The organism is Akkermansia sp. N21169 (genome assembly GCF_029854675.1).
In the GTDB taxonomy this organism is placed as follows: domain Bacteria; phylum Verrucomicrobiota; class Verrucomicrobiia; order Verrucomicrobiales; family Akkermansiaceae; genus Akkermansia.
Genome location: NZ_JARWNC010000037.1, coordinates 176,100 through 198,000 on the forward strand (window position 1 = coordinate 176,100; position 21,901 = coordinate 198,000).

At 54.3% G+C, this 21,901-nt stretch carries 15 protein-coding genes; 10 read left to right on the forward strand and 5 right to left on the reverse strand.

The annotated features are described in order from the left end of the window. Nucleotides 1-205: 205 nt before the first annotated feature. The gene (locus QET40_RS06450) at nt 206-1,993 is read right to left on the reverse strand and encodes a sialidase family protein (protein ID WP_280126356.1); all 1,788 of its coding nucleotides are present in this window, start codon (nt 1,991-1,993) and stop codon (nt 206-208) included. A gap of 106 nt (nt 1,994-2,099) precedes the next feature. On the opposite strand from QET40_RS06450, the gene QET40_RS06455 reads away from it, so the two are divergent. The 8 genes from QET40_RS06455 to QET40_RS06490 all read left to right on the forward strand — a co-directional run bounded on the left by QET40_RS06455 (nt 2,100) and on the right by QET40_RS06490 (nt 13,598). Then, nucleotides 2,100-2,519, forward strand: coding sequence for a pyridoxamine 5'-phosphate oxidase family protein (locus QET40_RS06455; protein WP_280126357.1), 420 nt, complete (start codon nt 2,100-2,102; stop codon nt 2,517-2,519). A 52-nt stretch (nt 2,520-2,571) separates the two neighbouring features. Then, complete coding sequence (locus tag QET40_RS06460; RefSeq protein WP_280126358.1) at nt 2,572-3,654, forward strand: ankyrin repeat domain-containing protein; 1,083 nt, start codon at nt 2,572-2,574, stop codon at nt 3,652-3,654. Nucleotides 3,655-3,812: 158 nt separating this feature from the next. Continuing rightward, nucleotides 3,813-5,198 carry an ABC transporter permease gene (locus tag QET40_RS06465; RefSeq protein WP_280126359.1) on the forward strand — a complete coding sequence of 462 codons (1,386 nt, stop codon included), beginning with the start codon at nt 3,813-3,815 and terminating at the stop codon, nt 5,196-5,198. A gap of 7 nt (nt 5,199-5,205) precedes the next feature. Then, nucleotides 5,206-6,816: an ABC transporter permease subunit gene (locus QET40_RS06470; RefSeq protein ID WP_280126360.1), complete on the forward strand. Its 1,611-nt coding sequence runs from the start codon at nt 5,206-5,208 to the stop codon at nt 6,814-6,816. 20 nt (nt 6,817-6,836) lie between these two features. Then, a complete protein-coding gene (locus QET40_RS06475; protein WP_280126361.1) occupies nt 6,837-9,098 on the forward strand; it encodes an extracellular solute-binding protein in 2,262 nt (753 codons plus the stop codon). Then, complete coding sequence (locus QET40_RS06480; RefSeq protein WP_280126362.1) at nt 9,095-10,078, forward strand: ABC transporter ATP-binding protein; 984 nt, start codon at nt 9,095-9,097, stop codon at nt 10,076-10,078. Before QET40_RS06475 ends, QET40_RS06480 begins: the two co-directional genes overlap by 4 nt. Nucleotides 10,079-10,120: 42 nt before the next feature. Beyond that, nucleotides 10,121-11,155 (forward strand): oligopeptide/dipeptide ABC transporter ATP-binding protein, encoded by a 1,035-nt coding sequence (locus QET40_RS06485; RefSeq protein WP_280126363.1) that lies wholly within the window; start codon nt 10,121-10,123, stop codon nt 11,153-11,155. 91 nt (nt 11,156-11,246) lie between these two features. Then, nucleotides 11,247-13,598 (forward strand): beta-galactosidase, encoded by a 2,352-nt coding sequence (locus QET40_RS06490; protein WP_280126364.1) that lies wholly within the window; start codon nt 11,247-11,249, stop codon nt 13,596-13,598. 131 nt (nt 13,599-13,729) lie between these two features. Here the strand turns inward: QET40_RS06490 and pheT are convergent, their stop codons facing one another. After that, the gene (pheT, locus tag QET40_RS06495; RefSeq protein ID WP_280126365.1) at nt 13,730-16,222 is read right to left on the reverse strand and encodes a phenylalanine--tRNA ligase subunit beta; all 2,493 of its coding nucleotides are present in this window, start codon (nt 16,220-16,222) and stop codon (nt 13,730-13,732) included. Nucleotides 16,223-16,252: 30 nt separating this feature from the next. After that, nucleotides 16,253-17,263 carry a phenylalanine--tRNA ligase subunit alpha gene (gene pheS / locus QET40_RS06500; protein ID WP_280126366.1) on the reverse strand — a complete coding sequence of 337 codons (1,011 nt, stop codon included), beginning with the start codon at nt 17,261-17,263 and terminating at the stop codon, nt 16,253-16,255. 176 nt (nt 17,264-17,439) lie between these two features. On the opposite strand from pheS, the gene QET40_RS06505 reads away from it, so the two are divergent. Together QET40_RS06505 and QET40_RS06510 are read left to right on the forward strand one after the other, a co-directional pair. Beyond that, nucleotides 17,440-18,219, forward strand: coding sequence for a Nif3-like dinuclear metal center hexameric protein (locus QET40_RS06505; RefSeq protein WP_280126367.1), 780 nt, complete (start codon nt 17,440-17,442; stop codon nt 18,217-18,219). 27 nt (nt 18,220-18,246) lie between these two features. Next, on the forward strand, nt 18,247-19,197 hold the full coding sequence (locus QET40_RS06510; protein WP_280126368.1) for an RluA family pseudouridine synthase: 951 nt from the start codon (nt 18,247-18,249) through the stop codon (nt 19,195-19,197). A 106-nt stretch (nt 19,198-19,303) separates the two neighbouring features. Here QET40_RS06510 and infC read toward each other — a convergent pair whose 3' ends face one another. Together infC and thrS are read right to left on the reverse strand one after the other, a co-directional pair. Further along, nucleotides 19,304-19,942, reverse strand: coding sequence for a translation initiation factor IF-3 (gene infC / locus QET40_RS06515; protein WP_280126369.1), 639 nt, complete (start codon nt 19,940-19,942; stop codon nt 19,304-19,306). Between the two features lie 40 nt (nt 19,943-19,982). Continuing rightward, the gene (thrS, locus tag QET40_RS06520) at nt 19,983-21,875 is read right to left on the reverse strand and encodes a threonine--tRNA ligase (RefSeq protein ID WP_280126370.1); all 1,893 of its coding nucleotides are present in this window, start codon (nt 21,873-21,875) and stop codon (nt 19,983-19,985) included. Between the last annotated feature and the right edge of the window lie 26 nt (nt 21,876-21,901).

Consider the following 21,901-nt stretch of genomic DNA (forward strand, 5'->3'; position numbering starts at 1 on the left):
CCCCCATACAACTCCGTCTATCCGGCAACTATACTGGATGGACGGAGTTTTTTATTGCCGTCTACTCCCTGTTTGTCGAAACCAGCCCCAATATCGTTCTACTGGGGTACTCACAGGTAAATTCCAACCTCTTCTCCCCAAATTTACCTCTGTTCCCAATGCTCCATGGCTGGATTCCGGAATTCTGAAAGTAAATCCTCTTCCATTACTTTACCTTCGCATGCACCGTATCCAGCAACACGCCGGTATCAGGATGGGTTCCCGTGCTAATGAAATGAATGTAGCTCACTCCATTGGGAGACGGAGTCGACATATTCAGATTTCCTACCTTCACGCCATCCAGAAAAACCAGGGCGGCTTTATTCTTCCAGGCAATTGTCGCTTCATGCCAGGAGTCGGTCTTAAAAGGTACCTTCTTCATCCCAATCGACAGGTGGGGAGAAGGAGACAAGCGTATGGGAAACGTGAACAAGGCATAATCCTTCGCCGTTGTATCGCACGCGTTGAACAGACGGTCCATCAGGGAAACCTGCAAGCCGGAATCATCTGTCTGTCCTCCGGATGGCACGCGGAACCGGAACTTCACGATTCCTGTCGTTCCATTGGGGAAATTCCAGGTTGCTCCGCCGTTTTGATAATCCACCTTCGCTTTCTCATTAACAAGAGAGGAATCATCCAGACGACGAATTTGCAACACGCGGCGTGATGCATCATCCGGATCCTCCACCAGTATCGCACCCTGCTTGCGATTATAGCTGCAATGTCCCCTCTTCTGCGGAATGTAGGTATGAACAGTCCACTGTGCATCCAGATCCTTTCCGGTTTGGGTACTCCGTTCTTTCCCTGCCACCCATCGGCGATCTACAATAACCAGCTTTCTGTGATTCTTATGCTGTCCGAGGGAGACAAGCATGCGGTTCTTATCCAGTTGTACCAGTTCACTCTGATGCTTGCCCCTGTCTTCCGGACCGTTCAATGTCGCATATTCCGGGTGATTCCGTAATTCATCCAAGATAATTTCACGGAAACCGTACCACGATTTACCCTCGTCATCGGACATGGCAATGTGGTGGGAATCCCGGTTGGTAAAAACATCTTCCCACTGCCCGTTCCCCGCCTCGGCATTCTCAGGCAGAGCCATGGTATTAGTCCAAAGGGAAACGATAGTTCCGTCATTCAGGCGAGCCAGAGTATTCATCGTCAATGTTCCGAAAAAACGGGAAGGTTCTGCCTTGCTCCACGTATCCCCTCCATCCTTGGAAAAAGACTGCCACGCCTGATCCTGAGATGTCCTGACAAGAGCCCACAACATACCGTTTTTCATTTCCAGAACCGTAGCTTCCACCGCATTGTTATACCACCGGGTACCCTGGTGCGGCGGCTTTACGTCGTGCCGTGGAGACGTAATGGCATCCTTGGACACCTTCCACGTCAATCCTCCGTCGTCGGAAATATGAAACCGGGTTCCATTAGCCATGACATGAAACGGGATGAGAATCCTTTTCCCCTTATTGATAAACAGGGGCGTTCGCATGATTCCTCCCAGTTTTTTCAAATTCTTCCTCTTCTCCGGATCCTTCCAGTCAGCTTCCAGCTTCCCATCATTCGTTACAGCCAGCCATGTCCCGTCCAAACCACCCCGGGAGATAAAGATGAAACCACCGATCGGCTGAACACGAATCCACTCCCCTGTCGCAGGATTCCGGGAAAAAGCCGGAGATTCCTTGGGAATCCCCCCGAAATTGGGAGGATAGGAATCCGAAGCATTCCGCATCTCCCAAGTACTCCCGTTGTCCAGGCTCACAAGATAATCGGGAGCATTCCGCGTCCCGGAATAGTGACGGATCTCTTTCTGACTGACACGCACCAAACCTCGTCCGGCATCGGATGGAGGCGTTGCGACAACTATTGGTTCCAATCCGGCAGCCGCAGGATGTTGAGCCTCGCAAAAACCCGGAAAACAGGCAATCAATATCAGGGGGAGTACTTTCATACGGGATATATATGATAAAAAACAGAATTCCGGCAGACAAGAAGAATTCGAAGACAAAGGAATTTACTCATTGTCTTTATCAAAAAATCAAGGATGATCAATTACCATGAAAGATCCCGAACAAACAATCGGAAACATGATCGATAAACAGGGTGTCGCTTTCATTGCTTCCATTGATGAAAGCGCTTTCCCCAACGCGAAAGCCATGCTTCCCCCCAGAAAAAGAGAGGGAATCAAAAAATTCTATTTCACGACGAACACTTCGTCCATGAGAGTCGCCCAATACAAGAAAAACCCCAAAGCCTGCATATATTTCTGCGACAGACGCTTCTTCCGCGGCGTCATGCTGATTGGAACAATGAATGTGCTCGAAGACCAAGTCAGCAAGAAAATGATCTGGCAGGATGGAGACACCATGTATTATCCCGGAGGAGTAACGGATCCGGATTACTGTGTCCTATGTTTCACAGCACAATCGGGACGATACTATGCCAATTTCAAATCGGAAGATTTCAAGATTATTTAACTGCTTTTATATGAAAACAAATTTTGATCTCCGGACCGTTATCCTTCATAGAATGAAACTTCAATTCGTACACTCTCCCATCCTGCTGATACTAGCGCTTGCCCTCACGGCCTGCGATGAAAACAAAGAACAACTCCACGACACCATCAAGGAACTGAAAAGCCAGCCCGCCACTCGCCAGCTCGGCTTCCAGCTCAACAGGTTCCAGCGCGGAGAAACTGGTATCAATGCGTACTTCAACAACAAAACCGCACTGAACCTTGCTACGGAACTAGGTGAATACGAGACCGTTGCCCTCCTGTTGAAAATGGGGGCGGATCCCAATCTGAAAGATCATTCCGAGGAAGAAGCTACCTTCCCGCTGTGGACAGCGCTCGGAAAACAGAATTGGGAAATCGTGCGCCTGTTACTTGCCGCCGGGGCCGACCCCAATGCCAAGGTAGAAGCAGGGGAAGAATGGACCTCCGTTGTATCCCGAGTTGTGGAATCAGAAAACAATGAAATCGCCCGGCTCTTCTTCGACAAGGGAGCAAGTCCCGAGGCATACAACAGCGATGGAGAAACCCCTCTCATGATGTTCGCCGATAATAACAATGTCCAAATGACACGCTACCTCCTCTCCAAATATGGCAATACCCTGCTCGAAGGCAAAGCCGGTCAGTATGCATTGCAAAATGCCATCACCAGCTATTCCTTCGATGTTGCCGGAATCCTCCTCAGCCAAGGAGCCGACGCTACCCTCAAGGACCAAGAGGGGAATACTCTCCTCCATCATCTGTTCAAAACAGGTAATATATACATGCAGGCAAACGGGAAACACCAGGCACAAGAATTGATCCACCAGATTGATCTGCTCCTGCAACACGGAGTCGACATCAACGCCGTCAATCAAGATGGGCTCTCCGCCTTGCATTATCTCGGTCAAAAAATTCGAAACGCCCAAAACAGGGATGCCGTCACTCAAATAGCTCTATTCATGATTAAAAAAGGAGCCGACTTGTTCGCCAAAACACCTAATGGAGTAACGGCAAGCGACATGTTCCTGAACTTCAAGGATAACGACGAACTCATCCGATTGATCGAAACCCGGATGAAAGAAAGAACGCAACAAAAGCCAGTTAATTCCGAATCCTGACCACCAGTATTTTCCAACGTCTTCCCAACGTCCCCCTGCATCCGTCTATCCGGAATACCCGGTAAATCCAAGCACCAGCTTCTTTTTTCTGGGCTTCGCCCGTGGCAATTTACAAGCTTGTCACGAATCATAGTCTGGGCTAACATCCCCGCGCCCTCATGAAGACTTATATCCTGCGACGCCTCCTGCTCATGCCCTTCACATTGCTTGGCGTCACCTTCATTGTCTTCTGTATCACGCGTTTTGTCCCCGGCGGGCCGGTAGAGCAAATGATGCAGCAACAGGCCATGAGCGCCCTCTCCGGTAAAAAAGCCGGAGGCCAGCAAAGCAACACCTCCATCAGCGAGGCGGACATGGAAAAACTGGAGGAACAATTCGGGCTTCAGGAACCTATCCTCGTCGCCTATGCCCAATGGCTGGGCATCCTGCCCCGGAAAATTGAGATTGCCAAGGAAGACTTCCTTTCCCATCCCACACCGGCAGATGATACTCCGGATCCAGCTTACGGAGGCAGCTCCCGCCTGCATACGCGCGTCCTCGTCCCTGAAACGGGAGAAGAAATCATCGTCACTCGCACGTCTCCCGACAGTGAAACCGTCAAAGATGCCTTCTTTGCCGGAAACCATGCTCGCAAAGCAGCCGACGAAGGCTGGAACATCATCCTGGAATCCCCCCGGCACCGCGCCGAACGCTGGGCGCAACGCATGAGGGAAAGCGACCAGAACGTCATCGACGACAAGGCCGGAACTTATGCCTGGCGTGCTGAAATCTATAAAAACCGTTTCGATGGCCTGCTTCAGGGAACCCTGGGCAATTCTTTCAAATACAATGAGCCTGTCTGGGACATGATCAAGGAGCGCATCCCCATTTCTCTCTACTTCGGCATTCTCAGCGCTATTCTGACTTATTCCGTCTGTATCCCTCTGGGCATCTTCAAGGCTATTCACCACCGCTCCCTGGCAGACAATCTTTCTTCCGTCCTGATCTTCCTCGGATATTCCGTTCCGGGATTCGCTCTGGGAGCCCTCCTCGTCGTATACCTGGGAGCCCGCCTGGAATGGTTCCCCCTGTGCGGACTGACCTCCCCGGACTTCAACCAGATGGACCTCGCCGGACAAATCAAGGATCTGGCGCACCACACCGTTCTTCCCCTGCTCTGCTACGTCGTCGGTTCGTTTGCCGTCACTACCATGATGATGAAAAACAACCTCATGGACAATCTCTCGGCAGACTACGTCCGCACCGCCATGGCCAAAGGCGTCAGCTTCAAAGGAGCGGTATACAAACACGCCTTTCGCAACTCCTTTATCCCGATAGCCACCACTCTGGGCAGCCTCATCAGCGTCATCGTCGCAGGTTCCATGCTCGTAGAACGCGTCTTCGATATTCAAGGCTTCGGCATGTTGAGCTACCAAGCCCTGATGGACAAGGATTACTCGCTTATCATGGGCACTCTGCTTCTCACCTCCTTCCTGATGGTACTAGGCAACCTGCTCTCGGACATCATCGTCGCCGCCGTCGATCCCCGCGTCAAATTCGAATAACTCCCCCATGGTTCGCAAGATTGCCTTCATCCTCATCGCCTGTGCCATTCTCTCCGCAGTGGGAGAATACTTCGGGCTTCTGATCCCTACACTAAGCTGGCCTTTCACCGTTGCCCGGGAGATGTCCATCCTGCAATGGCACTGCGGTATGCCGGACAGTGCCAATCCCTTCCTGTACCAAGGCAGCTTCCTGTGGTTCGGATGGGTCTGTTCGCTTGTCCTGTTCCTCATCGGCCTCTGGCTTTACCGCCAGCCGAAGCACCGTTTCCAGCCCACTCCCATCACCGCCCGGCGGCTAGCCCGTTTCAAAACAATCCGCCGCGGTCACATCTCGTTGATGATCCTCGTCACCATGGTTCTCCTGGCTTGCATGGACCAGTGCCTCGTCGGCAAACGAGCACTTTTTGTTCTTTACGACGGTCATCCCTATTTCCCGGCACTCGTCCGTTCACCGTACAACGGAGCTACCTTCGGAGAGAACGGCGACAGTGCCGAAGCCGAAGCCGACTACCGTAAGCTGAAACGCGAATCCGGCCAGACTGGACGACCTTCGTGCGTCATCATGCCCCTTGTTCCCTACGATCCCACGGGAGACTCCGCCAACCCTGCCACGGAACTCTTGGAAATTTCCCCGGACGGCCTCGTTCTGAATCCCGACACTCACAAACCGTACTCCGGTCTCGCCGCCCGCCTTTACAACGAAGAAGAAGCCCTGCCCCACATCCGCTACTGCTACCGTCAGGGAAAATTGGAAAAAGGCACCATTGGCTGGCTGCCCGACAGAAGTGAAGTCTATTCCGCCACCTACGAAAACAATAAACTCGTCTCGGAACAATACACGGGTCCCGGGACCAGGGAAGAATTTCTGAAAGGAAGCGACCCCGGCAAAATCTACATGATTTACTACCATCCCGCTCCTCCCTTGAAGAGCGGACACCTCCTCGGTACCAACACTCAGGGAGCGGATATCCTCGCCTACCTCTACGGAGGTCTCCAGGTCAACATCAAAGCGGCATTGTTCTACCTGCCCTTCGTCTATTTCATCGGCATTACCTTCGGCATGCTCATGGGATACTTTGGAGGCAAATTCGACATCACATTCCAACGCCTGATCGAAATCCTCTCCCAAGTCCCCTTCCTCTTCATCATCATGATCATCTCAGACATGGTGCCGTTGGAAATGAAAGGCATGTTCCTCATTCTCGGTCTGCTCATCATGTTCGGATGGATGGAAATGACCTATCAACTCCGTACCTCCACGATGAAGGAAAAATCGCGGGACTACGTCTCTGCCGCCCGCGTGCTCGGAGCCTCCACTGCCCGCATCCTCTTCATCCACATCCTCCCCAACCTGGTCGCCATCCTCGTCACACTCGTACCTTTCAGTGTTTCGGCCCTGATCCTGGCTCTTGCATCTCTGGACTACCTCGGTTTCGGCTTGCCGGATACGTATGCCAGCTGGGGCCGGCTCCTCAACGACGGACTTTCCAACCTGTCCGCTCCCTGGGTCGTTACCTCCGCTTTCGTTGCCCTGGTCAGTATTCTCCTGCTCGTCACCTTCATCGGAGAAGCCATCAGGGAAGCCTTCGACCCAAAGAAATTCACCACCTACAAATAAAGGAAACGCCGTCCCCCTCCATGGTTCAAATCTCCCTTACCATTCGCCTGTTGCTGATATCCCTGACCGCTTTGTTTCTGTTGTCGGGCTGCACCGACAACTCCCGTTCCCGGGGCGTCGGCTGGCATTCTACTCTCCCGGAAGGAACCATGCCGCATGGATTCGACACATTCATCCCCCGATGGAACAAGAAAGTCGATAAATGGCTCCGTACAGAAGTAGAATCGCTCGAAAAAGAAGTCAACTCACTCCGTAACACCTACTTCCACACCCAGGACACCAAGGAAAGGGAATCCATTCAAAGCCGTCTCGTCGCCAAAACTTCTCAATTGGAGATCATGAGGCAACGCCTGTCGGAAGGCGACTTCATCCGAATACGGAAAGGGGAAGAGCTCCCCACGGAACTCGTCTGGGAAGACGGCATGGACGAACCTGAAATCGGCGATCCGAACGCCAAAAAAGGAGGTTCCATCCGCTTGTGGGAAGCAGGTTCGTTTCCGGACACCTTCCGTCCGATCGGGCCCAACAGCAACAATTCCTTCCGCGGCAGGCTCTACGATGAAATCGACATGGGCTTGATCAACATCCATCCTGCAACCGGCCGGGTCATTCCCTCCCTCTCGGACCGTTGGGCAGTCGGGACAGACGGACGGACGGTCTATTTCCACCTCGATCCCGCCGCTTCCTATTCCGACGGAGCCAAGGTAAGAGCTATCGACTTCATCGTCAACATGTTCGTGCGGACCTCGGATTATACCAAGGACATTCTCTACGAAACCATGTACAAAGAGGAAGTCTCCCACGTCACGCTCTATGGTGACGACATCATCGCCGTCACCCTCCCGGAAGCTCGTCCTCTCCTGCCATTTTATTGCACGATATTCACCCCGGCACCACCTCATTTCTACAGCGAATTCGGTCCCAACTACGTAGAAAAATACCAGTGGCGCGTCCCACCCACGACAGGTGCCTACACCATCAGTCCGGAGGACATGATCCGCGGGCGCCAGATTACCCTCAAGAGGGTCGACAATTGGTGGGCTCGCGATAAAAAGTACACAAAAAATACCTTCAATGTCGACCGCATCGTGTACAATTTCATCGCGGAAGAATCCAAGGCTCTGGAACTCTTCCGCATCGGTGAACTCGACATCATGTTCATGAACAAGCCGGAACTTTGGCACGAACGCATGGAAATCCCCGAAGTCCACAACGGCTACATCCAGCGCGCCACCTTCTTCACCATCTATCCGAGGCCACCCTTCGGCATTTTCCTCAACACGGCCCGTCCTCCGTTCAACGATAAAAACATCCGCCTCGGATTCCACCACGCACTCAATATTCAGAAAATCATCGATATCAACTTCCGCGGCGACTACCAGAGGCTCGGTTCCATCGCCTCCGGCTACGGCAGGTACACTGACGCATCGATCAAAGCCCGCGAATTCTCCCCTGAAAAAGCGCGCCAATACTTCTCCGCCGCCGGTTTCACCATCACCTGCCCCGACGGTATCCTCCGCAAACCGGACGGTACGCGCCTGACGGCCGAAGTCACCTTCCCTAACGCCTCCACCTCCTTGGCCACTATCATGAGCCAGCTCAAGGAAGATGCACGTAAATGCGGATTGGATCTCCAACTCGATCCCCTGGACTCCATGGTCAACTTCCGCAAGCTTATGGAAAAACGCCACCAAGCATGTTTCATGGCCTGGGGATTTACGCCTCCGCATCCCACCCTGGCACAGTGCTTCCATTCGTTCTATGCCTATGATACAAAAGGCAATACAATCCCTTACACCAACAACATCAACTCATACGCCAACCCGGAAATGGATCGCCTGCTCGATGCGGAGAAACACGTCCATACCGAAGCTGAACTGGAACAAAACGCCCATGCTATCCAGCGCATGGTCCACGACGAAGGACTCTGGGTACCGGGATGGACCACGGAATTCGCCCGTCTTTGCTACTGGAGGTGGGTCCGCTGGCCCAATAGCAAAACGACCCAGTTTTGCTATCCCCTCATTTTCGAACCCACGGAAAGCCATCTCTACTGGGTTGACGAAGACTTGGAGAAAGAAACCCTCAATGCCAAACACAAAGGCATCACGTTTCCAGAAGTCGATGCCGTGTACGACCAATACCGCTATCAAACCAGCCTCCCCGATGCCGAAAGAAATACGGAGGACAATGCCCTTCCCTCCGTCCCGGCAGTACCGGAAGCCGTGCCAGTTCCTCAGGTTCCCCCCGCATCACCCCCCAGCCAACCAGACAAGCCATGATTGTTGAAAACCTCCTCGAAGTCCGCAACCTCAGTACGGCATTCGACACGGAAGCCGGCCTGCTCCGAGCTGTGGACGGTGTCTGCTTTGATGTTCCCCGTAGTTCATGCGTCGGCATTGTCGGAGAATCCGGTTGCGGCAAAAGTGTCACCGCCATGTCCATCATCCGCCTCCTGCCTCAGCCCATGGGCAAAATCGTCGGCGGTAAAATTATCTTCAAAGGACAGGATCTCGTCACTGCCTCCGTCGATGACATGTATTCAATCCGGGGCAAAGATATCGGAGTCATCTTTCAGGAGCCTATGACAGCTCTCAACCCCGTTCACACCATCGGCAAACAGATCGGAGAGTCCCTGATGCTCCACCGTGGTTTCAACGCCAGAGAGGCCCGCCAGGCAGCCATTGAACTACTTCGCAAAGTACGTATTCCCGCCCCGGAATCGCGAGTCGATGAATTTCCCCATCAAATGTCCGGCGGCATGAGACAGAGAGTCGTCGTCGCCATCGCTCTGGCGTGTCACCCCAACCTCATCATTGCCGACGAACCTACAACGGCTCTTGACGTCACTGTTCAGGCTCAAATTCTCAACCTTCTCCAGGAACTGAGGGAAGAAATGAACGCTTCATCCATCCTCATCACCCACGACCTCGGAGTTATCGCCCAATCCTGCGACTCTGTCGTCGTCATGTACGCCGGACGCGTTGTGGAACGTGCTCCCGTCCGGGAACTCTTTGCCAATCCCATGCACGCCTACACCCGCAGTCTCTTGGAATCCATCCCGCGCCTGACCTCAGTTCCCAAGAGTTACCTGCCCACCATCCCCGGCCAGGTAGCCCCTATCAGCGAATATGTCAATGGCTGCCGCTTCTGCCAACGCATGGGTATCCCTGTGGAAGAACTGACGGAACGCCCCCGTCTGATAGAAGTCGCACCCGGTCACTGGGTGGAAGACTGCCCCCGCTGCCGGAGTTTCCGCTAATACTCTCCCCCTTTCGCCTACATCCCACTAGTTTTCTCATCCATGTCTGAACCACTTCTGGAAGCCAAAAACCTCAAAATGTACTTTCCCATCCGCAAAGGCGTCTTCATGCGCCGCGCCGGGTGGGTCAAAGCAGTTGACGACGTTTCCCTGACCATCCGGCAGGGAGAAACGCTCGGACTTGTCGGAGAATCCGGCTGTGGCAAATCCACCATGGGTAAATGCCTGATTCGCCTCCTTGCCCCTACATCCGGCCACATCTACTTCCGAGGACAGGATATCTCGAAAATCTCCCAACGCAGAATGCGCCCCCTGCGTTCCCACATTCAGATGGTCTTCCAGGATCCGGCGGAATCCCTCAACCAGCGCCTCTCCATCGGCCAGATCATTGCCGAACCCTACGTCATCCACGGACTCGGTTCAGCCATCCAGCGCCGGGAATGGGTGCTGGGGCTGCTGGATCGCGTCGGCCTGCCTGCCAGCGCCATCGACCGCTTCCCGTTCGAATTCTCCGGGGGACAGCGGCAACGCATCGGCATCGCCCGGGCTCTAACGCTCAACCCCAGTCTGATCATCCTCGACGAACCCGTCTCCGCCCTCGACGTCTCCATCCAGTCGCAGGTCCTCAACCTCCTTCTGGAACTTCAGGAAGAGCGCAAACTCTCCTACCTCTTCATCGCGCATGACCTCGCCGTCGTCAAACACGTCTCTGACCGCGTCGCCGTCATGTACCTTGGTAAAATCGTGGAAGAAGCCGATGCTGAAACAATCTACAAAAACCCGCGCCACGCCTACACCAAAGCCCTCCTCTCCGCGATTCCCGAACCTGATCCCCTTCATAGGAATGAACACGAACCTCTGCCCGGCGATGTTCCCTCCCCCATTGATCCACCTTTGGGCTCGGCCTTCGGCCATCGCATCAACCATCCCGGCTACGCGGACACGATCGGTCTCAACCTCACTCCTCTGGAAATCGAGCCCGGCCACCGCGTCGCGCCCGATCCCTGTTCCCTGTCCCCGGAAAACCTTCAGATGATCAGAGAGCGCAACCGTTCCCCCCAAACCATCCGACGGTAAACACACATTCCCCCATCCCATGGAACAATACCTGCAAGATTCCGAAATTTTTCCCCGTAATATGTTTGGGAACATAAGGGGAGGTATTATCATGAAATTCATTCTTTTCTTCATTTTGCTATTATCCATCCACACGGGATGGGCTGCCCCCATGCCCATGCCGCCCTCTAACGACGGGCAGCCTCATACATTCTCGATGGACGAGGAAAACTTCCTCATGGACGGTAAACCCGTCAAAATAATCTCCGGGGAACTCCACTATCCGCGTGTCCCCCGCATGTACTGGAAAGACCGCCTCCAGCGCATGAAAGCCATGGGCATCAACACCATTAGTACCTACATATTCTGGAATGCCCACGAACAACACCCCGGACAATGGGACTTCTCGGGAAATCTCGACTTTATCGAATTCATCAAGGAAGCCCGCAGTGAAGGCCTCTGGGTAATCGTCCGTCCCGGCCCCTACATTTGCGGAGAATGGGAACTGGGAGGACTTCCGGCATGGCTTCTGAAAACACCTGCCGCAGCCCTCCGTTCCAGCGATCCTGCCTATCTCTCCCCGGCAATGAACTACTTGGATAAGGTCACTTCCATGCTCGCTCCGCTCCAGATCACGCAAGGAGGCCCCGTAATCATGGTACAGATCGAAAACGAATACGGCTCGTTCGGTTCCGATAAATCCTATCTGGAAAAACATCTTGAAACCGTCAAAAAAAATCTCCCAGACATCATCCCTTTTACCTCGGATACCTCTGTCGAATGGAGCCTCAAATACGGTTCCCTACCCGATGTCCTCGCTTCCGTCACGTTCCTACACGGTGCAGACAATGCCTTTAATATTGTCCGGAAGGTCAAAGGAAAAACTCCTCAGATGAACAGCGAATTCTGGGCAGGATGGTTCGACACATGGGGTAAACCGAAATACTTCGACGCCGACACCTCCGAGTTTGAAAGAGACCTCCAATGGATGCTGGATAAAAATACATCCCCCAACATCTACATGGCCCACGGGGGAACCACCTTCGGATTCATGAACGGAGCCAATATGACGGAAACATACGCCCCCGAAGTCACTAATTACGACTACGGAGCACCTATTGCGGAAAACGGTTTCCTCACGGAACGCTTCTTTAAAATCCGGGACATTATCCAGAAATATTACGGAGAATCGTTCAAACTTCCCGATCCCCCGGCGCAACCCGTTATGATGGACCTCCCCGAAGTCGTATTCACGGAAAAAGCCGGTATGTTCGACAACCTTCCCACGGCGATTGCTTCCCAACAGCCCCAATCTATGGAAGACGTCGGACAAAACTACGGTTTTATCCTCTACCGTACCAAAGTCAAAGGCCCCGGTGAAGGCCAGCTCAATTTCCCACACATGCAGGATCGCGCCTCCATCTACATCGACGGCAAACAGATTGCCATCCTCGATAGGCGCTTCAAACAAAACTCCTGCCAGCTCTCCGTTCCGGATGGAGAACATACGCTCGACATCCTCGTCGAAAACATGGGACGCATCAACTATGGCCGACCCATGCTGACAGAACGTAAAGGAATCGCCGCACCTGTCACATGGAATGATAAAGAAGTAAAAAACTTTGAAATTTACTCCCTTCCTTGCCCTACCGAAGCCATCCGGCAACTCCGGTTTTCCGACAAAGCGCCTGCGGGTGACCAACCCGTCTTCCATCGGTCTCACTTCAAGACCGAATCTCCCAAGGATACTTATATCAATATGTACAAAGGTTGGAAAAAAGGTGTCGTCTGGGTCAACGGTCACAATCTGGGCCGTTACTGGTTCATCGGCTCTCAACAAACCCTTTATTGCCCCGCGTCCTTCCTGAAGCAGGGAGACAATGAAATCGTTGTTCTGGAACTTGACGGAGGCTTCGGTTCCGTCAAGGGCAATAAAGAGCCCCTCTACCAAGTCCGGCGCGACCCATCGATGGCCGAGTCTTCCTGCGAGGGCAAGCCCGTCACACCGTCCCGCAGCCAACGCATCTATCAGGGCACGTTTTCTCCAGGCAGTGAAGAACAGGAAATCCTGTTCAGTTCACTGGTAACAGCCAGATACATTGCTTTTAAAGCTCTTTCCTCCCACAAGGATCTTCCTTACGCCGCCATTGCCGAATTGAATCTGATTGATGCTGGAGGTGGTTTCATCAATCGCGCCCCGTGGTCCATCGTCTATGCGGACTCCCATGAAACCGTCGGGGAATCCGCCGAGGCCGACAAAATCATGGACGGTCAGCCCAACACACACTGGCATACCCAGTGGAACGGACTCGCCCCCTGCTATCCACACATGATCGTCCTTGATCTGGGGAAGGAACACACCTTGTCCGGTTTCCGTTACCTGCCTCGCCAGCATTCCACCAACGGGCGCATCAAAGACTTCGAAATTTACGCTTCCACGACACCCTTTCCTCCTGGAGAATAAAGCGCCCCGAGAATTTTTCATTCGGAGACAAAAAGAAAGAGGCTGTCCTCACGCCAGTTTCCGAAGAAACCATCCTGCAAGGCAGCCCCTTTGCGGGAAAAGCCGGTTTCATATGCCGGCGATGAAAGTGTTTATCTGAAATTCAATCCCTTGATTTGTTTGGCAAGGTGTTCCAGAAGAGCCTTGTGTGCCGCATCCACCTCAGCTGCCGTCAGAGTGCGGTCGGCAGCCCTGTAGAGGAACGTGTAGGCAATGGATTTGCGATCGGACAGCAACTTCACACCGGACGGGTCGGAGAACACATCGAAACAGGAATGGTCTACCAACAGCTTCTGCCGGGCTGATCCAATGGCCTTCTCGATATCGGAGTTCTTTGTCGTAGCGGGCACTTCCATAGCTGCGTCGCGTGACGACCCGGGAAACTGGGGCAAATCGGCTGCCTTGACGGATGACGTCGCGATTTCCTGAAGCTTGCGGAGATCCAGTTCCGCCACATACATGGGGCGGTCCAACCCCAGTTCCCGGCATCGGGAAAGGGACAATCTGGCCATGTAGCCACAGGGCTTGCCATCGATCTGGACGTCGGCTCCATAGGCCGCCATGTCGCGAGGCTTGGCGGGAACAGCCGTCCAGGTATGGGAAGGAGCCAGAGCTTCCAGAACAGCCAGCAAATCTTCAAAAGAGGCGGTTTCCGGACGAGGATTCCTCCAGGACGAAGCTTCGCGTGAACCGGAGATCAGAATACCGAGAGTATCCTGCTCGATATCCTTGCCCTTGCCTCCGCCGGTATTGCGGAAAACACGACCGATTTCAAAGAACCGCAGAGATTCTGCCCCCTGGTTGGAGTTACGAACGGCGGCGGCGATCAAACCGGGGGTGTGTGCCGGGCGCATCACGGCATGATCTTCGCTAAGTGGCAACGAGACACGGATCAAATCCCCGTCGAACAAGGGACGGATCGGAAGAGCATCCTTCACCTGGGCAATTGTATTGTCACCGGCTTCCGAAGCAATCAGCTTGATCGTCTGAGTTTCGTAAAAGCCCAGTGCTGCCAGCTTGTAACGCAATTGCATCTGATAATTGTGAGCTTTGTCGCAGGCGGATTCTTCCGAGAAGGGACCGGAGTAACGGGAAGGAATGTTATCAATACCGTAAACACGGACGATTTCTTCCAGCAGGTCGCAGGGACGGCCCAGATCCAGACGCCACGGAGGAATGACCCAAATACCGTCGTTATCGGGAGATTCGAGACCAAGTCCTTTCAGAATGGCGGCTCCCCGTTCATGGGGAATGACACCGCCGCTAATTTGGTCGAGCTGTTTCCAATCGAGCTTGACGGTATGCAGAAGGTGTGTCACGGAAACCTCCGTCCCCTGTTCGGAGAATGTTGCATTCTTGCGGCCGGTCACATCGTCGCCCGGATACATGGACGGAGCTTTACCCGCAACATGCGCCGGACTGGCCGTGCCGCCCGCCAGCTCAAGGATCAATTCCACCGCGCGACCGGAGGTCCGCAATACATTCCACGGTGAAGTACCGCGTTCAAAACGGTAGGAAGAATCGGAGCTCAACCCCAGACGGCGGGACGTAGCTCGAACACTCGAAGGAAGGAACCAGGCCGCCTCCAGCAAAATAGAAGTCGTACCGTCGGAAACGCCGCTCTCTTCCCCCCCCATAACTCCCGCCAGGCATTTGGCCTGACCGGATTGGTCGGCAATGACAAGGTCGGATTCATTCAATGCATACGTAACGCCATCCAAAGCCAGGAATTCTTCCCCGTTGCGGGCAGATCGGATAACCAGGCCTCCCTGGATCTTGTCCGCATCGAACGCATGCAGGGGAGACCCCAGTTCATGAAGTACGAAGTTGGTAATATCGACAATGTTGTTGATCGGCCGGAGACCGATGGCGGCCAGGTGTTCCTTCATCCATTCCGGACTCTCCTGTACCTTCACCCCATCAATCCTCACCACCGTGTAAAAAGGACAAACTTCAGGAGCTTCCAGCGTAATAAGGCTGCCAGCGGCACAGGTGGCGCGCTTGCAAGAGGGATCCTTCTTCAGCGCACGTCCTGTAATGGCGGACAATTCACGGGCCATGCCCCAGTGAGAGAGCAAATCCGGACGATTGGGCGTCACTTCCACTTCCACAATCGTGTCTGCCTTGACAATCTCGGAAATCGGAGTCCCGAGTTTGAGATCCTGCGGTAAAATCCAGAGTCCGTGTTCCTTGTCCGGAAGACCGAGTTCCGAGGCGGAACAAAGCATCCCGCAGGAATCGATCCCGCGCAATTTGCCCGTCTTGATCTCAATGCCTCCGGGCAGGATAGCTCCCGGCAGAGAGCAAGGCACCTTGTCGCCCACCTTGTAATTCTGGGCTCCGCAGACAATTTGACGGAGAGGGCCTCCATCGCCGACATCCACTTTACAGACCTTGAGACGATCCGCCTGGGGATGCTGTTCCGCAGCAACAACCTGGGCAACAACGACGAGGGGTGAATCAACACCCTGTTGGTGGATATCTTCCACTTCAATACCCGCGAAGGTGAGCATGTCGGACATTTCGTTCACGCACAGCCCGTCCAGGTCAAGGTATTCGGAAAGCCAGTTGAGGGAAATCTTCATATTGGTAAAAAAAGGGGTAATAGGATGGAATTATTGGAACTGGGACAAGAAACGCACGTCATTCTCAATCAAGGCACGAATGTCCTTGATGCCCCAGCGGATCATAGCCAGGCGTTCCAGGCCGATACCGAAGGCAAAACCGGTCAGCCCCTCATACATGGGGACACCGCGTTCCTTGTCTACCGCAGCAAACACAGCAGGATCCACCATGCCGCAACCGGCAATCTCAATCCAGCGGGGAGCTTGTCCGGTAGCCTGAAGTTTCACGTCGATTTCGAAGCTCGGTTCCGTAAACGGGAAGAAGTGAGGCCGGAAACGGACTTCCGTCTCCTGCCCGAAAAGAGCCTTCAGCAGGTATTCCAACGTACCTTTCAAATCTCCTACACTCACGTCGCGGTCTACATACAAGCCTTCCAACTGACTGAAAGCGGATAAGTGAGTAGCATCAATTTCGTCGCGACGGTAGGCGGAACCGGGAGCAATGATGCGTACCGGAGGAGTCAGGCGTTCCATCGCACGGATTTGCACGGAAGAAGTATGGGGGCGCAGGAGCTTGCCGGAATCAAAGTAGAACGAGTCCTTCTCATTGCGAGCCGGGTGGTCCGCAGGAGTATTCAAGGCATCGAAACAGTGGAATTCGTCTTCGATTTCCGGACCTTCCGCCACGGAAAACCCCATGCGACGCAGGATGCCTACCGCTTCATCGCGGATCATGCTCAAGGGATGCAGGCCGCCTTTCTCAAGTTTGCGGGAAGGAAGAGTCACATCCACCCCCGCCACTTCGGCTGCATCGGCCTGCTTCTGGAGAGCAGTCTGCTTTTCCTCCAAGGCATTCGTGATCGTTCTGCGGGCATCGTTCAACATCTGCCCCACGGCCGGTTTGTCTTCCTTGGGGACATCTTTCATTCCGGACTGGGCCAGGGTCAGCGTCCCCTTTTTGCCGAGGATGGCGACGCGGGCGTCTTCCAATCCGCGCATGTCGGCCACCGCGGCAATGACAGCCAAGGCTTCGCTCTCAATACGTGTGATCTGGTCTTTCATAAATTTCTGCTACCGACAACCTACCTCCGCCAATGGCAAGCGTCAAGGAGGCTTGCCCCGGAGGTGCAAGAAAAACGCATTTCTCCGTCTCACCATGACATACCGGAACCCGAAGAAGGTACAGTGCGACGTGTTCTCTTGAATTCGGGCTCGGACTACCCTATTCTTCCCGCATCATGATTTGCCCCTTGCAGACCATCGTCTCCTTCCTGAACGACGAGCTCAAACTCGGCGAAATTCAAGACTACCCGAATGCATTCAACGGATTGCAAATCGAAAATGCAGGAGAAATATCCAGCATCGCCACCGCTGTCGATGCCTCCGAACGCGCCATGCGGGAAGCCGTCGATCATGGCGCCGACCTGCTGATTGTCCACCATGGACTGTACTGGTCGGGGCTCCGGCCTGTCACGGGAGCCTGGAAACGCAAACTCCAGCTCGCCATGGATCACAACCTCGCCGTTTATTCCGTCCACCTCCCGCTCGACATCCACCCCACCCTCGGCAACAATGTCCTGCTGGCCAAGGCATGCGGAATATCCATCACAGGAGGGGCTTTGCCCTCCAAGGGACACGATATGGGCATCCGTGGAACTTTCCCCGGCACCGCCGCCGAATTGGCCGCTGCCGTAGCACAAGCCGTCAACGCTCCCGTCGAATCCTACCTTCACCTTCCCCATGACACCCCGGGCGACATCATCGTTTGTTCCGGCGGAGCCGGGGGAGATCTGGAAGAAGCCGTCCTCGAAGGAGCGCAGACCTACATCACCGGCGAGGGAGCCCACTGGAACATCCCGATGGCGGAAGAACTGGGCGTCAACCTCATCTTCGGAGGCCACTACGCCACGGAAACATTTGGAGTCCGTGCCCTGGGCCGCCTGCTTTCGGAGCGTTTCGGACTCCCCTGTTCCGATCTTGACATTCCCCCCTCCCGTTATTCCGCCCCCATTGCCTAATCTCCCCCCCCCGATACGCTTTCCATCATGATTTTCACCACGGACGATGCCGACGGGAAAACCCGGCTGGATCAATACCTCGTCGGACTCCTTCCCGACCTCTCCCGCTCCCGCATCCAGAGCCTCATCAAAAGCGGGGACATCACACTCAACGGAAAACCCGCCAAGGCCAAAACTCCCGTTGAACGTGGAGACACCATCGACGTCAACATCCCCGAACCCGAACCCGCTGAAGCCCAGCCCCAGGACATACCTCTCCACATTCTTTACGAAGATGCCGACGTCGTCGTTATCAACAAGGAAAGCGGCATGGTTGTCCATCCGGCCGCAGGCAACCCGGACGGTACCGTGGTCAACGCCCTGCTCCACCACTGCGGCGACCTATCGGGCATCGGTGGCATCGAACGCCCCGGAATCGTCCACAGGCTTGATAAAGATACATCCGGCTGCCTCGTTGTCGCCAAAAACGACAATGCCCATCAATCCCTCACCACACAGTTTTCCGAACGCACCACCCAAAAACTCTACCTCGCCGTCGTCCAAGGGTGCCCGAAGGAACGCACCGGCACCGTCTTCACCCACATCGGCCGCCACCCGGTCAATCGTCTGAAAATGGCTGTCGTCAATCCCGGCACAGGCAAGCCGGCCATCACGGACTGGGAAGTGCTCTGTACCGATCCCGCCACCGAATCATCCCTCGTCCTTTGTACCCTCCACACCGGACGCACGCACCAGATCCGCGTCCACATGCTGCACTTGGGCCACCCTCTCATCGGCGATCCCATCTACTCCAACCCCAAACGCCAAAAAGCCCGACCGGGCCGCCTCATGCTCCACGCCTGGAGGCTCGGTTTCGACCATCCGCGTACCGGGAAAAGAGTCGAACTCGAAGCTCCCATCCCTGCCGAATACACGCCCTGGATGCAATCCTTCCCCGGCAGCATACCCGAAGTTCACGATGAACATCCGAATCCCTAAGTCCCAATTGCCGCTGATTCCTGTATCCATTCATGCCAACAGCCTGCCCCACATGATGCAGGGCAGGCTGTTAGGTTGGTTGAAAACTGGTGTTTAGAAAACCCTCTTATTCATCGTCGGCGGCATCGAATTCTTCCGATTCCGAATCGAAACCTTCGTCGAGGTGCGCTCTAAACTTCTTGACGCGCTGAGCGGCAGGCAACGGAGCCAGTACCATATTCATGGTATTGCCCGCCAAGCGGGGAGCCTGATCTACCTGACCCATCGTCTTTAGATCGTCAATAACGCGTTGCATCATGTCGAAGCCCAATTCATGGTGGGCATTCTCACGACCGCGGAAGCGGAGCTGGAAGCGTACCTTGTGACCGTGATCCAGAAAGTCCTCCGTGCGTGCCATCTTGACGTTATAGTCATTGGTATCCGTACCGATACGGAGCTTCACTTCCTTCATGCGGACGATCTTGCTCTTGTTGTTCTTCTGGAGTTTGGCCTGCTGGTACTTGTACCTGCCGTAATCGACAAGTCGGCACACGGGAGGATCCGCAGTGGAAGCAACTTCGACAAGGTCGAGACCCAGCATTTTGGCTTTTTCCAAAGCTTCACGAGTATTTAAAATACCGAGCTGTTCACCGGAAGCACTCACCACGCGGACGCGAGGAGCACGGATGCGTTCATTGACTCGGGTCTGGTCGCCATTATCACGGCGACGGTTATCTCTATTATTATTGGATGGCTTGATTGGCACGTTGTCAGGATCTTTAAAGTATCAAGTGTGAAAAAGCAACTCAATTCGCTGGCTTAATCAGCCTATTTTTGACTTCAGAAGCCACTTTGTCAACAAATTCCACCGTTGGGTAACATCCCAAGTCTCCTGCATCACGGTGACGAACGGATACAGTACCCTCTTCCGCTTCGCGGTGGCCGATAACGGCCATGTAGGGCACTTTGTCCAACTGGGCATTGCGAATCTTGGCTCCAATTTTGTCCGGAGATTCATCAAGGGAAACCCGAACTCCTTCAGCAGCAAGCTGCTTCTTCAGAGATATTGCATTTTCCAGTACTTTCTCTGAAATAGGCAGAATTCGGACCTGTTCCGGAGCAAGCCATGTCGGGAATTTTCCTTCAAAATGTTCAATAAGCAACCCCGTAAAACGTTCCATGGAACCGAAGGGAGCGCGGTGCACCATCACCGGACGGTGAGGCTTGTTGTCCGATCCCGTATAAGTCAGGTCAAACCGTTCCGGCAGATTGTAATCCACCTGGACGGTTCCAAGCTGCCACTCGCGGCCAATGGCATCCTTGACGATGAAATCAATCTTCGGACCGTAGAAGGCGGCTTCTCCCGGTTCTTCCGTATAGCTGGCACCCAGCCACTTGGCGGCTTCGCGCAATGCTTCTTCGGCTTTGTCCCAGTTTTCCGGAGAACCGACGTACTTCGTACTGTCCGGGTCGCGGAGGGAGATGCGGACGCGGTAGTCCGTCATGTTCAACGTACTGAAGATCGTCTTGACGATGCCGAGGCACTGCTGGATTTCATGGGCAAGCTGGTCGGGCGTGCAGAAAATGTGGGCATCGTCCTGCGTAAATCCGCGGACACGCGTCATGCCTCCCAGCTCCCCGCTCTGCTCCCAGCGGTACACGGTGCCGAACTCGGCCAGTCTCACGGGAAGATCGCGATAGGAATGGGCATCGCTGGCATAAATTTTGATGTGATGCGGACAGTTCATCGGCTTGAGCATGTAGCCTTCCAGCGTTCCGTCGCTCAATCCGTTGAAAAGTTCCGCGCAGGAAGCCCCTTCCTCGCACAACTTCTGCATCATGTCCCGTTCCGGGATGGGGGCATATTGACTGTCTTTATAATATGGGAAGTGGCCGGAGGTCCGGTACAGATCCAGTTTGCCGATATTGGGCGTATAGACCTGCGAGTACTCCAGCTTATCGAGTTCTTCGGTAATGAAATCCTGAAGGGAACGGCGGATCAGAGCCCCCTTCGGTTTCCAGAGGATCAACCCCTGCCCGACGGCTTCGTCAATGGCGAAAATTCCCATTTCGCGTCCAATGCGGCGATGATCGCGGCGCTTGGCTTCCTCGAGACGCTGAAGATGTTCGTCAAGCTGGGTCCTGTTCGGGAAACACGTCCCGTACACACGCTGCAGCATGGGACGGCTCTTGTCCCCCTTGTAGAAAGCGCTGGCAACACTCATAATCTTGAACGCCTTGCAATTGCCCGTACGCCCGACATGGGGGCCGGCGCACAGATCAACAAAATCGCCGTTGCGATACAGGGAAATCTCCTCGCCTTCGGGGATGTCGTTCAACAAATCCAATTTGAACTGCGAGCACACATCACGGGAGCCGCAGGAGCCGAGTTCACCCGACATTGCCATGCGCATCGCTTCTTCACGAGTAATTGTCTGGCGTTCAAAGGGATAGTTGGCTTTGACGATTTTCTTCATCTCGGCCTCGATCATTTCAAAATCTTCCGTACTGATCCGGTGGTCCAGCTCCACATCGTAGTAGAAACCGTTGTCGACCGAGGGGCCGGCGGCCAATTGAGCCTCGGGCCAGATATGGCTGATAGCCTGGGCCAGCACGTGCGCGCACGAATGGCGCAGCCGTTCCAAATCGGATGCTTGATTGCGTTCGTCGAGAGTTTTTCGCTCCTTGTGTTCAGACATACGCCCCTCTACAAACCCCATTCCGC

Coding starts and splice junctions, on each gene's coding strand:
- QET40_RS06480 (WP_280126362.1), top strand. CDS start 9,095: ATGATTGTTGAAAACCTCCTCGAAGTCCGCAACCTCAGTACGGCATTC.
- QET40_RS06510 (WP_280126368.1), top strand. CDS start 18,247: ATGATTTTCACCACGGACGATGCCGACGGGAAAACCCGGCTGGATCAA.
- QET40_RS06450 (WP_280126356.1), bottom strand. CDS start 1,993: ATGAAAGTACTCCCCCTGATATTGATTGCCTGTTTTCCGGGTTTTTGC.
- QET40_RS06490 (WP_280126364.1), top strand. CDS start 11,247: ATGAAATTCATTCTTTTCTTCATTTTGCTATTATCCATCCACACGGGA.
- pheT (WP_280126365.1), bottom strand. CDS start 16,222: ATGAAGATTTCCCTCAACTGGCTTTCCGAATACCTTGACCTGGACGGG.
- QET40_RS06475 (WP_280126361.1), top strand. CDS start 6,837: ATGGTTCAAATCTCCCTTACCATTCGCCTGTTGCTGATATCCCTGACC.
- thrS (WP_280126370.1), bottom strand. CDS start 21,875: ATGTCTGAACACAAGGAGCGAAAAACTCTCGACGAACGCAATCAAGCA.
- QET40_RS06485 (WP_280126363.1), top strand. CDS start 10,121: ATGTCTGAACCACTTCTGGAAGCCAAAAACCTCAAAATGTACTTTCCC.
- QET40_RS06460 (WP_280126358.1), top strand. CDS start 2,572: ATGAAACTTCAATTCGTACACTCTCCCATCCTGCTGATACTAGCGCTT.
- pheS (WP_280126366.1), bottom strand. CDS start 17,263: ATGAAAGACCAGATCACACGTATTGAGAGCGAAGCCTTGGCTGTCATT.
- QET40_RS06465 (WP_280126359.1), top strand. CDS start 3,813: ATGAAGACTTATATCCTGCGACGCCTCCTGCTCATGCCCTTCACATTG.
- QET40_RS06505 (WP_280126367.1), top strand. CDS start 17,440: ATGATTTGCCCCTTGCAGACCATCGTCTCCTTCCTGAACGACGAGCTC.
- QET40_RS06470 (WP_280126360.1), top strand. CDS start 5,206: ATGGTTCGCAAGATTGCCTTCATCCTCATCGCCTGTGCCATTCTCTCC.
- QET40_RS06455 (WP_280126357.1), top strand. CDS start 2,100: ATGAAAGATCCCGAACAAACAATCGGAAACATGATCGATAAACAGGGT.